General features: G+C 59.9%; 12 protein-coding genes. 1 reads left to right on the plus strand and 11 read right to left on the minus strand.

Going from position 1 to position 18,270, the window contains the following annotated elements; all coding sequences use genetic code 11:
• Positions 1-50 precede the first annotated feature (50 nt).
• Positions 51-770 (plus strand): substrate-binding periplasmic protein, encoded by a 720-nt coding sequence (locus ACN9MY_RS27610; RefSeq protein ID WP_426164898.1) that lies wholly within the window; start codon positions 51-53, stop codon positions 768-770.
• Positions 771-783: 13 nt separating this feature from the next.
• Here the strand turns inward: ACN9MY_RS27610 and ACN9MY_RS27615 are convergent, their stop codons facing one another.
• The 11 genes from ACN9MY_RS27615 to ACN9MY_RS27665 form a co-directional block, all read right to left on the minus strand.
• Entirely contained in the window at positions 784-1,749 is a 966-nt protein-coding gene (locus ACN9MY_RS27615; protein ID WP_426336420.1) for a hypothetical protein, read from the minus strand.
• Positions 1,750-1,851: 102 nt separating this feature from the next.
• A complete protein-coding gene (locus ACN9MY_RS27620; protein WP_426164902.1) occupies positions 1,852-3,144 on the minus strand; it encodes a hypothetical protein in 1,293 nt (430 codons plus the stop codon).
• Positions 3,145-3,310: 166 nt separating this feature from the next.
• A complete protein-coding gene (locus ACN9MY_RS27625) occupies positions 3,311-3,574 on the minus strand; it encodes a PAAR domain-containing protein (protein ID WP_426319272.1) in 264 nt (87 codons plus the stop codon).
• Positions 3,575-3,587: 13 nt separating this feature from the next.
• The gene (locus ACN9MY_RS27630) at positions 3,588-5,066 is read right to left on the minus strand and encodes a virulence factor (protein WP_426319273.1); all 1,479 of its coding nucleotides are present in this window, start codon (positions 5,064-5,066) and stop codon (positions 3,588-3,590) included.
• Complete coding sequence (locus ACN9MY_RS27635) at positions 5,063-7,237, minus strand: T6SS effector phospholipase Tle3 domain-containing protein (protein WP_426336421.1); 2,175 nt, start codon at positions 7,235-7,237, stop codon at positions 5,063-5,065. Before ACN9MY_RS27635 ends, ACN9MY_RS27630 begins: the two co-directional genes overlap by 4 nt.
• A 34-nt stretch (positions 7,238-7,271) precedes the next feature.
• Entirely contained in the window at positions 7,272-10,010 is a 2,739-nt protein-coding gene (locus ACN9MY_RS27640) for a type VI secretion system Vgr family protein (RefSeq protein ID WP_426164910.1), read from the minus strand.
• 115 nt (positions 10,011-10,125) lie between these two features.
• Positions 10,126-10,497 carry a cupin domain-containing protein gene (locus ACN9MY_RS27645; RefSeq protein WP_426164912.1) on the minus strand — a complete coding sequence of 124 codons (372 nt, stop codon included), beginning with the start codon at positions 10,495-10,497 and terminating at the stop codon, positions 10,126-10,128.
• A gap of 86 nt (positions 10,498-10,583) precedes the next feature.
• On the minus strand, positions 10,584-11,690 hold the full coding sequence (locus tag ACN9MY_RS27650; protein WP_426164914.1) for a ribonucleotide-diphosphate reductase subunit beta: 1,107 nt from the start codon (positions 11,688-11,690) through the stop codon (positions 10,584-10,586).
• 177 nt (positions 11,691-11,867) lie between these two features.
• Positions 11,868-14,762 (minus strand): ribonucleoside-diphosphate reductase subunit alpha, encoded by a 2,895-nt coding sequence (locus ACN9MY_RS27655; protein ID WP_426319275.1) that lies wholly within the window; start codon positions 14,760-14,762, stop codon positions 11,868-11,870.
• Between the two features lie 337 nt (positions 14,763-15,099).
• Positions 15,100-16,620 (minus strand): sigma-54-dependent transcriptional regulator, encoded by a 1,521-nt coding sequence (locus ACN9MY_RS27660; RefSeq protein WP_426164918.1) that lies wholly within the window; start codon positions 16,618-16,620, stop codon positions 15,100-15,102.
• Positions 16,617-18,263: an ATP-binding protein gene (locus ACN9MY_RS27665; protein WP_426164920.1), complete on the minus strand. Its 1,647-nt coding sequence runs from the start codon at positions 18,261-18,263 to the stop codon at positions 16,617-16,619. Before ACN9MY_RS27665 ends, ACN9MY_RS27660 begins: the two co-directional genes overlap by 4 nt.
• Positions 18,264-18,270 lie beyond the last annotated feature (7 nt).

Raw genomic sequence — 18,270 nt, forward strand, 5'->3', positions numbered from 1 at the left:
ATTGCACACAATGCAGTACAACTCAATCAGTGTCCTTGCGACCGCTGCGTATGAAAACGTTTTACCTGCTCGCCCTCGTCTGCTTGCTGTGCGCGCCACATGCATGGGGCGGCGAACTGGTCGTGCTGGTCGACCGTGCGGCCGACATGCCCATGTCGCGCATTGAGAATGGGCGCCTGGCGGACGGCGTCCACAAGATGCTGGGAGAGGCGCTGGCGCGCGGCACAGGGCGCGAGCTGCGCTTCCTGCTGCTGCCGCGCAAGCGCATTGCCAGGGCCTTGCAGCAGGGCGAGGCCGACATCCTGTGCGGCTATACGCCGGAATGGATCGAAGGGGACTATCTATGGACGGAGCCGGTGTTCACGGCAGAGGAAGTGCTGGTTACTGACGCCCGCCAACCGCAACCGCATTCCATCGCCGACCTGCGCGGACAGGCCATCGGCACCATCCTAGGCTACCAGCATCCTGAAATCGAAAAGGTCCTGGGCGCCGGCTTTGTACGGGACGATTCGCCCAATATGGAGACCAATCTCGAGAAGCTGGCGCGCGGCCGGGTGCACCATGTGCTGATCGCGCGCGCTGTCCTCGAATACCGGCAGCGCCTGCGGGCCTTTCCACTGAACCTGCACCCGCCCCTGACCGCAGCGAGCTTCACGACCCGCTGCGCGGTCTCGCGCAAGGGCCATCTCAGCCTGGGAGAAGCCAACCGTGCGATCGCTGCCGCAGCCAGGGACGGCACGCTCGCGCGCATCCTGGCCCAGTTCCGCTAGGGCCTGTGCAGCATCACATGCCGACGTTCTTCAACTCTTCCGGCAGCAGGTAGGTATAGCTCTTCGGATCGAACATCACCTTCCAGGTTTTCGCCGGGACCTGGGCACCGCCCTGCATGCCCGCCTTGCGTGTGATGTACAGCGGGGTAAAGGTCGAATCGCTGACCGGGTCGGTGCGATAAGACCATTGCAGCTGGGTGCAACGCGGCGGAACGAGTTCGAACTCCTCCGCCGTCTCCTCGTTCGAAGCTTCCTGCGCGCTGTCAGCCTCGGCCGGAGCAGCCTTTTTTTCAGCCTGGGCTTTTTCCCAGTCAGCGTACTGGCTTTCGGTTTCCTTGCAATCGCCTCCGCCCAGAACCTGGAATGCCGCAGTGAACTCGGCCAGCTCCGCGATCTGTTCGTTGCGCGGCGCCAGGACCACGTTCCTGGTAGTGGTGAAATGTTCGCCCACGCCGGACTCATAGGAGCTGGTCTTCACCACCCATCCCCATACATCGGCACTCAAGGCCTCGAAATGCACGCGCTCCGGAGTCACCGGATCGACATCGCTTGGGCGGCGCGGATCGCTGTATTCATACAGCTGGCCGTCGCGGTAGCGCAGTTGGAACACGCCGTAGAATGAATCGTCCTCGTCCTTGTTTGCGATGGCACGGCCGCTGGTGACCAGGTAGAGCTCATCGCCCTCCTTGCCGTCCACTTTCTTTTGCTGCACCACGGTCACGAGGTAAGTGACGTGACTCGTTTCATCGACATACAGCCAGCCTTGCTGGGATTCCGAGTACTTGCCATAGTTGCGCGTCATGACGCCGTCGATGGCTTCGTTCGCGTCGAAGGTGCGCGGCGCCTGCGGCTTGGATTGCAGCGCCATCACGGCGATCAACACCGAGAACAGTAGCCCGACTGCGGCAAAGATGTAGATGGCGATGCGGCCCAGTTTCCTGGTGCGCTTTGGTTGTTCCGGGGTAGTGGCTTCTTCCATGTTGTAATATTGCAATATTAGTAGAAGCGCAATTATACAAAAGCCAAAGAAACATGATTTCAGCCGTGCGCGGCTGACTGTTCCCTACGCATCCTGCCCACCTCAGTCGGAATAGCCTTGCGGCTCCGGTCCTGCATCGTGGCGCAATCCCCACCAAGGCAGGAATGCGTTGCCCCCGCCGCGGGCTCGGAACCACGGCGCGTTCGGATCGATCGGGCGTACCTTGGCGGGTGGGCTCACCACGACTGCCGTTGGCTGTTCGGCGTCGGTGGTGCCTGCCACCAGCACGTGCTTGCCCAGGTGATTGGCGTAGGCGATGCCAAGTGCAACGTTGGTCAGCGCCGTGCCAGCCCCCATCTCGCCCAATAGGGCCGAAGTATTGAAGGCCTGCTTCTTGAAATCGAAGTCCACCAACTCAGTGGTGAGTGTTTGAGCCAAGGCGCTGATGCGTTCAGAAGAAGCAGAGTGAGTCTTGTTGGCATCATGAATGACGTAGCCAATGTCGCCATTTAGCTTGCCAACGTTACGTGCCGCGGCTTCCATAGTCGCCCTCCAAGCCTGGACTTCGCGAGACGGCTGTCCTTCCTGGCCTTCGAAGTCCACCACGTTCGTGGCGGCCGGATGGCCAATCCAAGCCAGCGGTGCACGCTCCGTCTTGTAGTTCGGACCAGCGAGCACCAGCAGCACCATATTCTCGTTAATCTGCGCGTCTTTTGGCGGGAAGCTCGGGGCGTCCCAGTTCATCACCCAGACCGTTTCGTTTGGGTGCGCTTGCAAATAGTCGAGACCAGCGGCCAACGATGTGAATCCAGCATTGGCACCGCCCATCGTTACACGTACGTCTGGCGGGGTACTCCGGCTCCATGCGGCGGGGAAGTTAGGATTGCCAATATCAAACGTATCAACGATGCGCTCTCGTGTGTAGGTTGCCGCCTCGATTGGATCCAGGCGCCCCTCGGGCAATGCATACTCGACGTGAATGCCAGCCAATTCTCGCCACGTTTTCTTGTCCTTTAAGGAGTGGACATTATAAAAATATGTCGAACTTGAAAAGTAATTCTTGTGAAATCTTAGCGTCAGTGAATCAACGTACTTGTGATGAAATCCATTGAAGGTTTCCACCCCATCATTACCGCTCGCGATAATGCCTATCGCCCGGAGCTCCGAGAATGACTTGGGATCTGACTTAACCATGTCATCGTCGTTGTTAGGCTGAACAAGCCCCAAGGTCCAAAGCAATTGCCACTCGGTCGGATAATCCCGCCGTTGCAGCAGGTTAAGCCATTGCAGCCCAACGACTTGTGCCTGAAATGGTTTGGCTTCCTGCAGCGCCCCCATCGCGGCGGCAGGCTCAGACCGGGTCGTACTGCACGCGCCAAGGTTAAGCAATGCCATGACACTCGTGCTAAAGAGGGCAGGCAAAAGTAAGAATCGATTCATAGTCAGCATCTGTTGGGAAAAGGGCGACGACTGGATAGTCACCTTGGCTGCACTGCCACCGATACTCCCCTGCCGCAACTACTTCGCGCACAAAATCTGCCGCGACAATGCACTGCCCACGTTATCCGCGGGTGCTCTTCGGGGCAGTGGTGATAAGGGTCGCGCCACAGCTGGTTTTATGACCGTCAAATGCCACTGGCACACCGTCGATCAGCACTTTGGGGTCACCTTCAACAATCACGCAAACGCCATGACCAGGCACTGGGCAGGTACAGCTGTCACCCTTGCGGGCGACAGCGATTCCATGGACCTTGGAATTAGGTGATGCACTGATGACGATGCCACCATGGCTGGTGGGGTCGTTCAGGCGGATCACGCCGCGCATGTGACGGCCTTACTCATCGCGAATAGCCTTGCGAGCCAGGCTTGGCGTCGTGACGCAGTCCCCACCAAGGCAGGAATGCGCTGCCGCCACCCCGAGCCCGGAACCAAGGAGCGTTTAGATCGATTGGCCGCACTTTGGCAGGCGGGCTTACAACGACTGCTGTCGGCTGTTCCGCGTTGGTTGTACCAGCGACCAGCACGTTCTTGCCAATATGATTGGCGTAAGCAATACCAAGTGCGACATTGGTTAGCGCCGTGCCGGCGCCCATTTCGCCCAGCAGCGCAGGAGTATTGAAGGTCTGCTTCGTGAAATCGAAATCCACCAGTTCAGTCGTCAGGGTTTGAGCCAGTGCGCCGATACGCTCGGATGAGGCGGAATGGGTATTGTTGGCGTCATGAATAACGTAGCCGATATCGCTATCCTGCTTGCCGACGTTCCGAGCGGCGGTTTCGACTACTGCCTTCCAAGCTTGGATCTGGCGCGGCGGCTGGCCTTTTTGCGCTTCAAAGTCCGCCACTTTTTGCGTGGCAGGGTAACCGATCCAGGCCAGTGGCGCGCGCTCAGTGCTGTAGTCTGGGCCAGCAAGAACCAAAAGCACCATGTTTTCGTTTATCTGCTCGTCTTTCGGCGGAAAGCTCGGGGCATCCCAGTTCATCACCCAGACTGTTTCGTTTGGATGTGCTTGTAGGTAGTCGAGACCTGCAGCCAGCGAAGTGAAACCGGCGTTGGGGCCGCCCATCGTTACGCGTACGTCAGGTGGCGTGTCGCGGTTCCATGCTTTGGGAAAGTTCGGGTTTCCAATGTCAAACGTATCAATAATGCGTTCCCGCGTGTATGTTGCGGCCTCGATCGGATTCAAGCGACCTTCTGGCAGCGCATACTCGACGTGGATACCAGCCAACTCACGCCATGTCTTCTTGTCTGTGAGCGAATGGGCGTTGTAAAAATACGTTGGACTGGAAAAATAGATGTCGTGAAAGAGCTCGGTAAGGGCATCAACGTACTTGTGATGATATCCCTTGAATGACTCCCTTCCATTATTGCCCGAGGCGATAATTCCTATCGCTTGAACCTTCGAGAATTTCTCAGGCTTTAATTTAACCATGTCATCGTCCTTGTTAGGCTGCACAAGCCCTAAGGTCCAAAGTAATTGCCACTCGGTCGGATAATCCCGCCTCTGCAGCGGGTTAAGCCATTGAAGGCCAACGACTTGAGCCATAAAGGGCTTTACTAAATTTGGTACCGCCGACTCAGCCGCTGCGGGCACCGGCTGGGCGGCTGCATGTGTGCCGAGGCTTAACAAAGCCAGTACGCCAGCTCCAAACAAGGCGGGAAAAACCAAGAAACGTTTCATAAGGTCACCATCAGATAGCAAATTTGGCGAGGATTCAGCGGCTCCTCTCGTAATTACGAAGGCCGCAATGACTGCAAGAACAAAGGCGAATAAGGCACAGGCGACTCGGCGCGTACGCGTCTCAGACAGAAATTTCATTGTGCCCCCTTGGGTACTTTGGCAAAGAAGCCTCGTTGATTAACGATCTTAATAGGCATGCTGCCTTCAGGATCGTTTTCCGCCCAAGTGTGAACAGCTAATTTCTTGAACTTCCCTAATTCAAAATATTCCTTGAATCGCTTGTTAGAATTATCGTCATCAAGACCACGAAGGAATCGCCAGTCTGCAGCCTTTCGTAACTCGGTAAAATCTACTGCTTTGATATAGCAAGCGCCAACTGCCACGTCGTAGGCAAGCGCCTTTTGTGCATGCATGCCGTTAGTCATAATCGTCGAATGGTCTGTCGCATGTGTGTCGATGTTATCAGCCAGGCTCTCTTTGATTTTCTTGGTGCGCCAAGCATTGTATTCTGCACTGGCAGTACTTGGATCGTCTTCTTCCATCGCTTGATCTCCATTTTTATAGAGGCCCTCCCGTTTCGCCTGCATGCGTAGCATGGCATGGTGCTCATAACGCAAGCCGGCCTCGGAAGACTGATCACCTTCTGCCGTATCGGTACCCTTGCGTGTCGAACCCTCTGAGCCACCACGCGGAATGGTCCGGTCGCCAGCATAAGCGTCACCTTCGTTGCGTTCACGATTCTTGTCGCGCGAGTCGCCCGGAGCATCGTAGCTCTGATCGAAGTCGGCGCACGGCTGGCCAAAACGCAGCGCAACTGGCAAGAACGAATCTGGCAGGTTTGGTGCGGTAAGTGGCGTCTTCCAGTTTTCTGGCGGGCTGCCATTGATGCGTGTACGAGCCAGCGATGTTGCTACCACTACCAACGGAGCGCTTACAAGCGTCATCACTTTGCCAAAAATATTCGTGTTGGCCGCAAGGCCTTTTGAAATGGAATATTTTGCTATCGGCGAAGGCGGGTGCCAGAACTCCTTAATGCCGCGGTCTTTCATCGCCTGTGCAAAGTCGTATTGCCCCTGCTCACCAACTTTGAATCCTTGCGCGAACACCCTTTGACTGAACACACCGTGGCCGCTGGTGGCATTGATCTCTTGCTGGCTCAGGCCACGCCAGCCTATGCCTTGAATGGTGGAGGATGAAATTACTTGGTCGTGCGGATTGAAATACAGGGTTACGCGTCCAAACGTTGTCAATTTGTCGCCATAGCCATACTTGTTACGGTCGCTTCGCGCATCGAAACCATGCGCTTCGTTTTTCATGAGTTCATCAACGACAGATGCTGGTTGCTCGTATGCCGCCTGCTTCCGTATGATGTCAAAGAAGGCGGCCAGCGTCTTGTAGCGGGCCTCGCCACTTGTACGCCCCCTACGCCCCTCTTCGTCTTTCATCCCGCGCTCGGCCCAGGTCTGGGTAGCGTTCTCTTGCAATAAGCTGTAAGGCGGATTGCACAGCACGTAGGTATCTGCTACGCAGTTGCCAGTTTTACCGGTCGCGTCACTGACGGGATCGAGCCGATCACCGAGAAATGCAGCCGCAATGCCGATCATATTGCCTTGGCTATGGCAGACGATAGTAATCGGGGTATCGGCCTGCTTCTTACGGATCGATTCGACCAGCTTCGCCAGGCGCAACGCGGCCAGCACGTAGTAAGGCCGGGGTGGGCAGGAATACACCAGTCGATCATTGGTCGGGTTCATGTGTTGGATGTGCAGCCACAGAAACAGAGTGTCGTCGATGCCGCTTCCCCATAGGTCGGGCAGCGATGTGCACCCGTTGGCAAATGGCCCACCTCCCCAATAGTTCTTTTCATTGAGGTAAATGGAATCGCCAAACTTCTGCAGTTCTTCGCTGCTAGCCTTATACCCCCAGCGGAAGTGAATCACCGGAGAGAAACTACCCGCACAATCAACAAAAGAATTTTCGTTCAGCTCGGGATTAATGAACCCATCCGGCGTCAACTCCTCCATATATTTGGCTGGCCGTAGCTGGCCGCCTTCCGGCGTAGCATGAACAATCTGTCCCTCATTGCGTTTGAGGCGGTCGTTCAGGCCTTTGCAGATGCCATCTTCCGTCTGCGTGTACCACTCGCCATCGGAATTCACTCCGTGCACGAAAATGGTAATGCCCGGCAGCGGCATCTGGGCGATCACGTCGAGGTGTTTGGGGTCGACCAGGCAGACGCCACTCTTGGCGCCGACGATCAGGTTACACGGGTCCTCAACCGGACCGTCAAAAGTTAATGGCTTCGTCATTGATGCGATTTCCTGGCTGATACGGGAGTGCACTTCATTTGCGCGGACGATAGAAAATGGCCTTGATCTGCTGCAGGCGGTCGGCGACGATCTTTTCGCCGGTACCGGCACCATCGCTGACGCCCTTCATCGCGCTGTCGCCGACGCGCTCGACGTGCAGCTGCATGCCTTCCACCGGCTTGCCGTCGGTGGCGCGCAGCAGGCGTGGCACGCGGCCAAAATCGCCCGATTCAAACTTGGGCAGCTCGGTCGCGGCGCTTGCGGGACCGTTCCAGTGGTGGCCATCCGTTTTCACGGTGAGTGGTCCCGGACCGCCGATTTCGGCATTGCCGCCTTTCAGCGTCAAATAGGCGCCACCACTCACCATCAAGGTCACTTCTTCTTCGGCCATGATGATCAGGCGCTTGGCAGCGGTGACCTTGATGTCCTTGGCCGAATTGATCTGCATGTCATCCAGTTGGCTTTGGAGCAGGAACTTGCCCTTGTGCGCCACCTGGGTGATGCCGTCCATGTGCGAGAACAGCGAAATGCCCTTCCCCGCATTGAGATTGAAGCGTTGGCCGCTCGTGAACTGCATATGCTGCTGGGCCACCGTGTCGACGTTCACGCCGGCGTAGCTGACCAGCGTTTTCGGTGTACTGAGCGCGATTCCGGCCGGCGCCGTCATGCTCAGCGTCGGCTTGCCGCCGTCGCGCTGGCGATCGGTATTGCTGCCGCCGGCGGCGGCGTCCACATGGTCTTTGAGTTCCGCTTGCGGCTCGGCATCCAGCGCAAGGCCCTGGTGTTCGGCGGCGTACTGGCCAAGGGACTTGAACAGGTCGAGGCAGTCCTGCATCAGGGCCAGGTGTTCGTCGCTGCTTAGCTGGTTGCCGCAGGCGTCCAGCCGCTTCCAGGCGGAGATCAGGAGCGACTTGGCGGTACGAATGGCGCCGCTGTCGTTGGTGGCCAGCTCGAAGCCCTCGCCGCGCGGGTCGGCTTCGCCGTCGCAGCGCGGATGGGTCAGATAACCGAGGTTCAACTGGCTGTGTCCATGTTCACTGGCCAATTGGGCGCTGATCTGGCCGGGCGTATCGTCCATGCGCAACTGGTTATAGCGCTGCGCCTTGACCTCTTTGCTCTTGATGCCGGACAGGTATTTGTCGCCGGGCAGTCGGCTGCGGTGGCTGAATGATGGCGGGTTGGTCTTGCCGCCATGTACGCGGCCGATGATCAGTGGCTTGTCCGGGTCGCCGCCGAGGAAGACGCAGATCACTTCGTCGCCGGCGCGCGGGAGGGAGATCGCGCCATACTGGGCGCTGGCCCAGCCGCTGGCCACGCGCACCCAGGCCGAATCGCGCTCGCTGTCGGACGCGCCGGCGCCGTTGGCGTGCTCATGGTCTTCGTTGCGGCAGCCGGCAAAGCGGATCTTGACGCGGCCCAGCGCATCGCAGTGGATTTCTTCGTTGACGGGGCCGACCACCGTCACGCTCTGCGCCTCGGTGCGCGGCAGATCGATGCGTGGGTCGTAGCGCGGCACGATGGGAATGCCGCGCCTCACGCAAGTAAAGCGATTGGTGTAGCGCACGCCGCGTTCGGCACTGGCCTGCTCCATGCCATTGCTGTCGGTACGCCAGTGATTGAGCGCGAACAGCCGGCGCACGCGGTCGTCGAATGCTTTGGGCAGGTTGTTTTCGGCCTCCACACGCAGTTCGGTGATGACAAACTCACGCTGCTCTTCCGAATGCGACTCCAGCTCCGGATGGCCGCTCACACGATTCCACTGGCCTACGCACATATTGCGGTCGCTGCCCTCGCCCTGGAAGAACTTGGACTCGTATTCATGCCGTTGCATGCGCAGGGTGCCCAGGCTACGGTAATCGGCGTCGTTGTCACCCGCATGCGGCACATCGACCAGGTAATCATCAAGGCCACTGGCGAACTGGTTGCCAAGCTTGCCCTGGTCAGCCTCGCTGAGGTTCTGGCTGCCCATGGACCAGGCCTGGGCGTAATCCCAACTGCGGCGGCTCACGCTGCCGGCGCTCAGTTGCCGCACTGCGTGCCATGTCGTGATGGTGTCGCGCTGTTCGGTACCGTCGTCACGGTGGTAGCGAATGGTGCCGGCCGCGTTCTCTTCCAGCGACATGGCATCGTCGAACAGCACCAGCGTGTGGGCCGGCGCTTCGTCGCTGCCGTGTTCACTCGATGCGCCGGGACGGATGAACCACGCAATGCCGCGGCGCTTCCAGAGGCGCTGCAGGAAAGCGGCGTTCGATTCGTTGTACTGCATGGTGAATTCGCGCGCCAGGTAGGTTTTCAAGTGACCCAGGTCGAACTGGAATGCGCGTGCCACGACGGGATTGGAGTCACGCCATTCGCGCAAGATGGTGTTGGTGATATCGATTTCGCTGGCGTTGCGGAACACCCGCGTATTGCTGGTTTTGTCGAGCAGCGACAGCGCGTCGCGCACGATCAGCTGGTAGGTGGCCAGGCCGCCATCGCCCTGCCCTTCAATGGCCGAGGCGACGATGCCGCACACGGAGCGCAGGCCGCCGCTGTCGGTAACGAACTGCAGTTCAACCGGATTGGCCATGAACTGCTTGAGCGGCAGTCCGGCTTCAGACGAAACGCAGAGCAGGCTGTATTCGATACCGCCGCAGATGCTCTCCACACCGCTAACGTGCTTGACCAGGAGTTTGTCGTCAGCTGTCCCCTCACCGCGGAACAGGCGCAGGCGGATCGGGCGATTGGCTTCGGTGAGCCCGGCCATTTCAAGGCCGGCGAGGCGTGGGGACATGCGAGCACTCCTGAAAATCAAGAAAATTCGGAGTGGAAATTATATTTTATTTAACACTTCATTGATGCACGATTGAATTTTTTTACATTGACAAGGTGCGGTCTGTCACTTTCTTTCAGACCGGACGCAACTGGTCGGCAAGGCTCCGCGTTTTTGTCGTAACTTCGGTACCGGTATGAAGCGTCGATTTTCGTTCGATCAGCATGATATGGCACTCCTCAACAGCGACGGGATTGTGCCTGACGCCTTTCGGAACGACGAAAGCCTCCCCTTCACGGAGCACCACCGTTCTGTCTTCCATCTCGATAGTTAAAGAGCCTTTGAGAATATAAAAAAGCTCGTCCTCGTTATCGTGGCTGTGCCAGGTGAGCGAGCCAAGTACCTTGGCAACTTTGACGAACGAGTCGTCCAGTTCTGCCACTACGCGGGGCGACCAGTGTTCAGTAAGGCCTGCCGCGATCTGGTTCGGAGAGACAACGTTGGTCATTGCATACCTCATTTAGGAGAACATCTTATTTCCTGGCTTCAGATACAAAAAAGCCCGGCAGTGCCGGGCTTTCCAGGTAGCAGGGTTTAATCCCAGCTCAACGCGCCGCCGGTCTGGTACTCGGTGACGCGGGTTTCGAAGAAGTTGCGCTCTTTCTTCAGGTCGATCATTTCCGACATCCATGGGAATGGATTCTCGTCCTGGTCGAACAGGGTTTCCAGGCCGATCTGGGTGGCGCGGCGATTGGCGATGAAGCGCAGGTAGCCTTTGAACATGGCTGCGTTCAGGCCCAGCACGCCGCGTGGCATGGTGTCTTCCGCGTAGCGGTATTCCAGGTCCACGGCTTGCAGGAACAGGCCCTTGATCTCTTCCTTGAAGGCCGGGGTCCACAGGTGCGGGTTTTCCAGCTTGATGGTGTTGATCAGGTCAATGCCGAAGTTGCAGTGCATCGATTCGTCGCGCAGGATGTACTGGTATTGCTCGGCGGCGCCGGTCATCTTGTTCTGGCGGCCCAGCGCCAGGATCTGGGTGAAGCCGACGTAGAAGAACAGGCCTTCCATCAGGCAGGCGAACACGATCAGGGACTTCAGCAGTTGCTGGTCGGTCTCGATGGTGCCAGTCTTGAAGGCCGGGTCGGTCAGCACGTTGATGAACGGGATCAGGAACTGGTCCTTGTCGCGGATCGACGCTACTTCGTTGTAGGCGTTGAAGATTTCCTGTTCGTCCAGGCCGAGGGATTCGACGATGTACTGATAGGCGTGGGTGTGGATTGCCTCTTCGAACGCCTGGCGCAGCAGGTACTGGCGGCACTCAGGGGCGGTGATGTGGCGGTAGGTGCCCAGCACGATGTTGTTGGCTGCCAGCGAGTCGGCGGTGACGAAGAAGCCCAGGTTGCGCTTGACCAGGCGGCGCTCGTCTTCGGAGAGGCCGTTCGGGTTCTTCCACAGCTCGATGTCGCGCTGCATGTTCACTTCCTGCGGCATCCAGTGGTTGGCGCAGCCGGCCAGGTATTTGTCCCAGGCCCATTTGTACTTGAACGGGACCAGCTGGTTGACGTCGGTCTGGCCGTTGATGACGCGCTTGTCGTCGGCGTTGACGCGCAGGGCGACTTGCTCGGCGGTGGCTTCGGCGGTGGCGCCCAGTGGTGGGGTTTGGCGCGGGGCGGCCGCGGCTTCATCATCCCAGGATAGCATTTGTTTTTTCCTCTTAGATTTACTCTTTTTTAACCGGTAAACCGGTGTCTGACCCATAGGGTCAGACACCTTCTGCTCGACCGCCGACGGTATTGTTACAGCCGAGGACTTTGTGCAGACGGGGTCTGACCCAGCGGGTCAGACCCCGGTTTACCGGTTCTAACTATGACTATTGTATTACTGGCAGGCTTCGCATTCCTCGAAACCTGGGTCACCAGGACGCAGGTAGCAGGCGGCGCCTTCGGTTACCTCGGCAGTCACTGCCGCCGGGGCATCCGGCACGTTCGCGGACACGGCGTTCAGGGCGCCGGTGCGGGTGGTGGATTTCTCCATGTGCGACGCTGCAATGGTGCGCAGGTAGTAGGTGGTCTTCAGGCCGCGCAGCCAGGCCAGCTTGTAGGTTTCGTCCAGTTTCTTGCCGGAAGCGCCTGCCATGTAGATGTTCAGCGACTGTGCCTGGTCGATCCACTTCTGGCGGCGCGATGCTGCTTCCACCAGCCAGGTTGGCGACACTTCGAACGCGGTGGCGTAGATGTCGCGCAGGTCTTGCGGAGCGCGGTCGATCTTGCTCAGCGAGCCGTCGAAGTACTTCAGGTCGGCGATCATCACTTCGTCCCACAGGTCGCGTGCCTTCAGGTCGCGCACCAGGTAGGCGTTGATCTCGGTGAATTCGCCGGACAGGTTGGACTTCACGTACAGGTTCTGGAAGGTCGGTTCGATGCAAGCCGACACGCCGATGATGTTCGAAATGGTTGCGGTCGGGGCGATCGCCACGCAGTTCGAGTTGCGCATGCCGAACTTGGCGATGCGTTCACGCACCGGGGTCCAGTCCATCGCGGACGACAGGTCCTGTTCCAGGTAGCCGCCGCGCTGTTCCGCCAGCAGGCGCACCGAGTCTTGCGGCAGGATGCCACGCGACCACAGGGAGCCTTCGTACGACTCGTAACGGCCGCGCTCTTCCGCCAGCTCGGTCGAAGCCAGGTAGGCGTAGTAGCACACGGCTTCCATCGAGGTATCGGCGAAGCTCACCGCTTCCATCGAGGCGTATGGCACGCGCATCATGTGCAGGCAGTCCTGGAAGCCCATCACGCCCAGGCCGACCGGACGGTGGCGCATATTGGCGTTGCGTGCTTTCTCAACTGCGTAGTAGTTGATGTCGATCACGTTGTCCAGCATGCGCATCGCGGTGCGGATGGTCTTCTGCAGCTTGACGTGGTCGATCTTGCCCTCTTTCATGTGGGCCGGCAGGTTGACGGAACCCAGGTTGCAGACGGCAATTTCGTCGTCATTGGTGTTCAGGGTGATCTCTGTGCACAGGTTCGACGAGTGCACCACGCCCACGTGCTGCTGCGGCGAACGGATGTTGCACGGATCCTTGAAAGTGATCCATGGGTGGCCGGTTTCGAACAGCATGGACAGCATCTTGCGCCACAGGTCCAGCGCTTCGATCTTCTTGAACAGGCGCAGTTCGCCGTTGGCTGCCTTGGCTTCGTAGCCCAGGTAGGCTTCTTCGAATTCCTTGCCGAACTTGTCGTGCAGGTCAGGCACGTCGGATGGCGAGAACAGGGTCCAGGTGCCCTTTTCCATCACGCGCTTCATGAACATGTCCGGAATCCAGTTCGCGGTGTTCATGTCGTGGGTGCGGCGGCGGTCGTCGCCGGTGTTCTTGCGCAGGTCGAGGAATTCCTCGATGTCCATGTGCCAGGTTTCCAGGTAGGCGCAGACGGCGCCTTTGCGCTTGCCGCCCTGGTTCACTGCCACGGCGGTGTCGTTCACCACTTTCAGGAACGGCACCACGCCTTGCGACTTGCCGTTGGTGCCCTTGATGTGGGCGCCCAGTGCACGCACCGGGGTCCAGTCGTTGCCCAGGCCGCCGGCGAACTTGGCCAGCAGTGCGTTTTCCTTGATGGCGTCGTAGATGCCTTCCAGGTCGTCGGACACGGTGGTCAGGTAGCAGGAGGACAGCTGCGAACGCTGGGTGCCGGAGTTGAACAGGGTCGGGGTCGACGACATGAAGTCGAAGGTCGACAGCAGGTTGTAGAACTCGATGGCGCGCGCTTCGCGGTCGGTTTCGTTCAGGGCCAGGCCCATGGCGACGCGCATGTAGAAGGCCTGCGGCATTTCGATGCGCACATCGCGCACGTGCAGGAAGTAGCGGTCGTACAGGGTTTGCAGGCCGATGTAGCCGAACTGCAGGTCGCGGTCGGCCACCAGGGCCTTGGCCAGCTTGGCCAGGTCGAACTTGCCCAGTTCTTCGTTCAGCAGTTCAGCGGCGATGCCCTTGGCGATGTACTGCGGGAAGTATTCGATGTAGGCGGCAGCGGCGCCGGCTTGCGGAACTTCCTTGCCGAACACTTCCTTGCGGATGGTGTGCAGCAGGATGCGGGCGGTCACCTGGGAGTAGGCCGGGTCCTTTTCCATCAGCGCGCGGGCAGCCAGGATGGCGGACTTGTGCAGTTCTTCGACCGGCACGCCGTCGTACAGGTTCTTCACGGTTTCGGCCAGGATGGCGTCGGCATCGACGTGCTTTTCCAGGCCCTTGCAGGCGGCGCCGATCAGGTCGCGCACTTCCTGCATCACCAGCGGACGGGATACGCCGTTCTCGGTGACGTTGATCTGCGGCTCAGCGGTCGCGGTGGCGCCGGCTGCCTCTTTCTTCAGGCGGCGTTCTTCCATGTGCTTGGCGCGGTACAGCACGTAGGAGCGTGCCACGTCGTGTTCGCCGGAGCGCATCAGGGCCAGTTCAACCTGGTCTTGCACGTCTTCGATATGGAAGGTGCCGCCGGCTGGCTGGCGGCGCATCAGGGCGCTCACCACGTTCTTGGTCAATTCTTCCACCAGTTCGCGGATGCGGGCGGAAGCCGCACCCTGGCCGCCGTTTACTGCCAGGAAGGCCTTGGTCATTGCCACGGCGATCTTGGATGGCTCGAAAGCGACCACGGCGCCGTTGCGGCGGATGATGCGGTAGTCGGCCATTTGGCTAGCGGAAACAGCGACGCCGCCAGCGGTTTCGCCAGCGGAAACAGGCACTTGAGGCGCCTGAGTGGTGGAAATATCTTGAGTAGATTGCATTTATGCTCCGCGTATTCAGTATTTGTTAATGGCCACTATATCTAGTGGACCATCGAATTCTGTCCACTAATTGTAGTGACGTGATTCGGATCGTACAAGGTGAAATTTTTTCGTTTAGACCACGTTTTCTTATTGACTTTTGATATCCCCCATCGCTACAGGCGATCGGCGGTGAGCGAGCACTAACACAGCTTTTTGCGTGCTGATTTAATAAGCAATGTTGCGGCGCAGCACACGGTTGTGCGTTGGCGAAAACGCTACATCAATCAAGGGGATTTTCGCGGCGGACCGGGATTATAGACCAATCGGGCGGCGGGCGCCCCGCCGCCGCGAACTGCTAGCCTGGGTCCTGGATGTTCAGCTTCTGCATCTGGTAGCGAAGCTGGCGGTAGCTGATGCCCAGCAGCTGGGCGGCCTGGGTGCGGTTGTAGTTGGCCTGGGCCAGGACACGCGTGATGATGTCGCGCTCGACCGCTTCCAGGTAGGCCGGCAGGCTGCTTGCCTGGACATTGAACGCCGGCAGCTGCGGCATGGCCGGCGCGCCGCCTGCTGCGGCCGCCCCTGCAGGGGCTTCGGCCGGCAAGCTTGCCACCGGCGCTGGCGTGGCGGCCGGGCTGGCCGGCTGGGCGGCAGCCTGGCTGGGCTCCGGGCTGGCAGGAGCGGCTGGCGCGGCCACGGGCGCAGGGCTTGGCACTGGCGCCGGCAGCGAACCGCCTTTCAGCGCCAGGTCTTCCGCCGAGATCACGCCATCATTGGAAAATGCCAGCGCGCGTTCCAGGATATTCTCCAGCTCCCGCACATTGCCCGGGAAGGAGTAGCCTTTCAAGACGTCCAGCACGCCGGGCGCCAGCACCACCTTTTGCTCAAAGCTCCCCAGCCGCGCCAGGATGGCTTCGACCAGTTCGTCCAGGTCGTCAAGCCGCTCGCGCAAGGGCGCCAGGCGCAGTTCGATCACGTTCAGGCGATAGAACAAGTCCTGCCGGAACAGGCCGTCCTCCACCAGCTTTTCCAGATTCTTGTGGGTGGCTGAAATGATGCGCACGTCGACCGGCTCCTCGGCCGTGGCGCCGATCTTGCGCACGCGCCGTTCCTGGATCGCGCGCAGCAGCTTGACCTGCATGGCCAGCGGCAGGTCGGCCACCTCGTCCAGCATCAGGGTACCGCCGTTGGCAGCCTGGAAGAAGCCGTCGCGCTCGTCGGAAGCGCCGGTGAACGCGCCCTTGCGGTAGCCGAAGAACTCGGCCTCCATCAGGGCTTCCGGGATGGCGCCGCAGTTGACGGCGATGAACGGCTTGTCCGCGCGCGAGCTCTGGGCGTGGATTTCGCGCGCCGCCAGCTCCTTGCCGCTGCCCGACTCGCCACTGATGGCAATCGGCGCCATCGAGCGCGCCAGCCGGGCAATCTGGGCGCGCAGGGCCTGGATCGCAGCCGAACTGCCGCGCAGCCTGCCTTGCGCCTGTCCGCGCGCCCGGGCGGCAGCCGGGGCGCTGTCGCTCAGCTTCAACGCCGACTGCACCAGCACGCGCAACTGCTCCAGCTGCACCGGCTTGCTCACATAGTCAAAGGCGCCCGCCTTCAGCGCCACCACGGCATTTTCGGCACTGCCGAAGGCCGTCACGACTGCAATCGGGATATTCTTGCCGCTGGCCGCCACCTCGCGCACCAGGTCCAGCCCAAGGCCGTCGGGCAAGCGCATGTCGGTCAGCACCAGTTGGAAGTCTTTTTCGGCAAACAGCTGGCGTGCTTGCTGAAGTGTTTCGGTGCTGTCCACGTCCAGCCCCATCTTCAGCAGGGTAATTTCCAGTAGTTCGCGCAGGTCGGCTTCATCGTCGACGACCAGGACACGTGGAGAAGTCATGTGTTTTTCGCAAATGTAATCACAAAACGGCCGCTCGATTTGCGCGCACCGCCCTCTGTCACGCTGGCTTCGAAGCGGTGTTCGTAGTCCAGCATGGCTTCGTTATTCGAGCACAATTCACGCGCCAGATACAGCCCCAGGCCCGTGCCTTTGCTCGACGTAGTATAAAACGGCTCGAACAGGTGGGCCCGCACCTGCGGCGAAATGCCGGGGCCATCGTCCTGCACGTGCAGTTCCAGCGGCCGGCCGGCCACCTGCACGATGAAGACGCGGATGCTGGCCGGCGTGCCGCTGGCGTAGCGCACCGCGTTGTTGAGCAGGTTGATCAGCACTTCGCGCAGGTGCAGCGGATCGAAGCGCACCACCACCTGGCGCATGCCGCCCAGGCAGACGATCTTGCTGTCCAGCTTATGGGTTTCGTCGAATTCCGCCTTCAAGTCATTGAGGAAGCTTTCCAGCTCCATCGGCTCATGGTGGTTTTGCGCCTTGCGCGACAGTTGCAGGATGTCTTCCACCATGCGGTTCACGCGTGCCACATTGTCGGCGATGATCTTCAGCAGGCGCTTGTGCACGGGCGCGTGCAAATCCTCTTCCAGCAGCGAATTGGCGTGGCCGATGGCCGACAGCGGATTGCGCACCTCGTGCGCGATACTGGCGGTCAGGCGGCCCATCGAGGCCAGCTTGAGCTGCTGCGCCTTTTCCTCGATGCTGGTCACGTCTTCCAGGAAGATCACGTTGCGCTCCACGTCCAGGCCGTTGGTATCGGCGGCGGCGAAACGCAGTTTCAGGTGCAGCGCCACGTCGCGCCGCGAATTCCAGGCAGCCGTCATGTCTTCCTTCTGGGGGTCCTCGAACGGCTTGACGGTGATGAAGGCGCTGGCCTGATGCGGGTCGTTGCGCCAGGTTTCGTAAGCGAGCGCAATCGGCTGCAGGGCTGCGCCATCCAGCATCTGCGCGGCGCCGCCCAGCATCTGCTGCGCTGCCGGATTGCTCATATGGATGGTGCCGTCCGCTCCCACCACCAGGATGCCGTCGGCCGAATGCGCGATCACCAGGCGGTTGACGGCCTGCTGCACGCCGATTTCAATGCCGCGCTGCGCCGCCAGTTCTTCCTGGCCGATCAGGCGCGCCGCCATGCGGTTCACCACCAGCGTCACGGCAAACCAGGCAACGCCGTACAAGCCGGCCTGCAGCACCGATGAATCTTCCCCGGCAATGGCGAAGTAGGCGCTATGGGCCAGCATGAACAGCGTGGCCAGCGAAGCACTGAACAGCGACAGCACCAGCGGCGCCAGGATGGCGCAGCCGGCCAGCGGGAACAGGTACAGGATGGCCAGGCCGGAGCGCAGGCCGCCCGATGCAAGGTACAGCAAGGAGATGCAGGTCAGGTCGCAGGCCACCTGCGACATCAGCTGCAGCATGAAATGGCGGCGCCAGCGGATAGCCAGCACCTGCATCCCCACCGCCAGCAGCAGGTAGGCGATGCACACCTGCACCGACAGTTCCGGGAGCGTCAGCTTGCCGGCGCTGAAGTACAGCAGCAAGACCAGGGCAATGACGATGCGGGTCGCGCCCAGCGCCTTCAGCGAGCGCCAGAAGGTGTCGCGCGAGGCGGCCGACAGGGTATGGAGACGGGCGAACACGCTGCGG

The sequence above is a fragment of the Pseudoduganella sp. R-31 genome (assembly GCF_049913235.1).
Classification (GTDB): Bacteria; Pseudomonadota; Gammaproteobacteria; order Burkholderiales; family Burkholderiaceae_D; genus Rugamonas.

Coding starts and splice junctions, on each gene's coding strand:
- ACN9MY_RS27620 (WP_426164902.1), bottom strand. CDS start 3,144: ATGGCATTGCTTAACCTTGGCGCGTGCAGTACGACCCGGTCTGAGCCT.
- ACN9MY_RS27615 (WP_426336420.1), bottom strand. CDS start 1,749: ATGGAAGAAGCCACTACCCCGGAACAACCAAAGCGCACCAGGAAACTG.
- ACN9MY_RS27655 (WP_426319275.1), bottom strand. CDS start 14,762: ATGCAATCTACTCAAGATATTTCCACCACTCAGGCGCCTCAAGTGCCT.
- ACN9MY_RS27640 (WP_426164910.1), bottom strand. CDS start 10,010: ATGTCCCCACGCCTCGCCGGCCTTGAAATGGCCGGGCTCACCGAAGCC.
- ACN9MY_RS27650 (WP_426164914.1), bottom strand. CDS start 11,690: ATGCTATCCTGGGATGATGAAGCCGCGGCCGCCCCGCGCCAAACCCCA.
- ACN9MY_RS27610 (WP_426164898.1), top strand. CDS start 51: ATGAAAACGTTTTACCTGCTCGCCCTCGTCTGCTTGCTGTGCGCGCCA.
- ACN9MY_RS27630 (WP_426319273.1), bottom strand. CDS start 5,066: ATGAAATTTCTGTCTGAGACGCGTACGCGCCGAGTCGCCTGTGCCTTA.
- ACN9MY_RS27660 (WP_426164918.1), bottom strand. CDS start 16,620: ATGACTTCTCCACGTGTCCTGGTCGTCGACGATGAAGCCGACCTGCGC.
- ACN9MY_RS27635 (WP_426336421.1), bottom strand. CDS start 7,237: ATGACGAAGCCATTAACTTTTGACGGTCCGGTTGAGGACCCGTGTAAC.
- ACN9MY_RS27645 (WP_426164912.1), bottom strand. CDS start 10,497: ATGACCAACGTTGTCTCTCCGAACCAGATCGCGGCAGGCCTTACTGAA.
- ACN9MY_RS27625 (WP_426319272.1), bottom strand. CDS start 3,574: ATGCGCGGCGTGATCCGCCTGAACGACCCCACCAGCCATGGTGGCATC.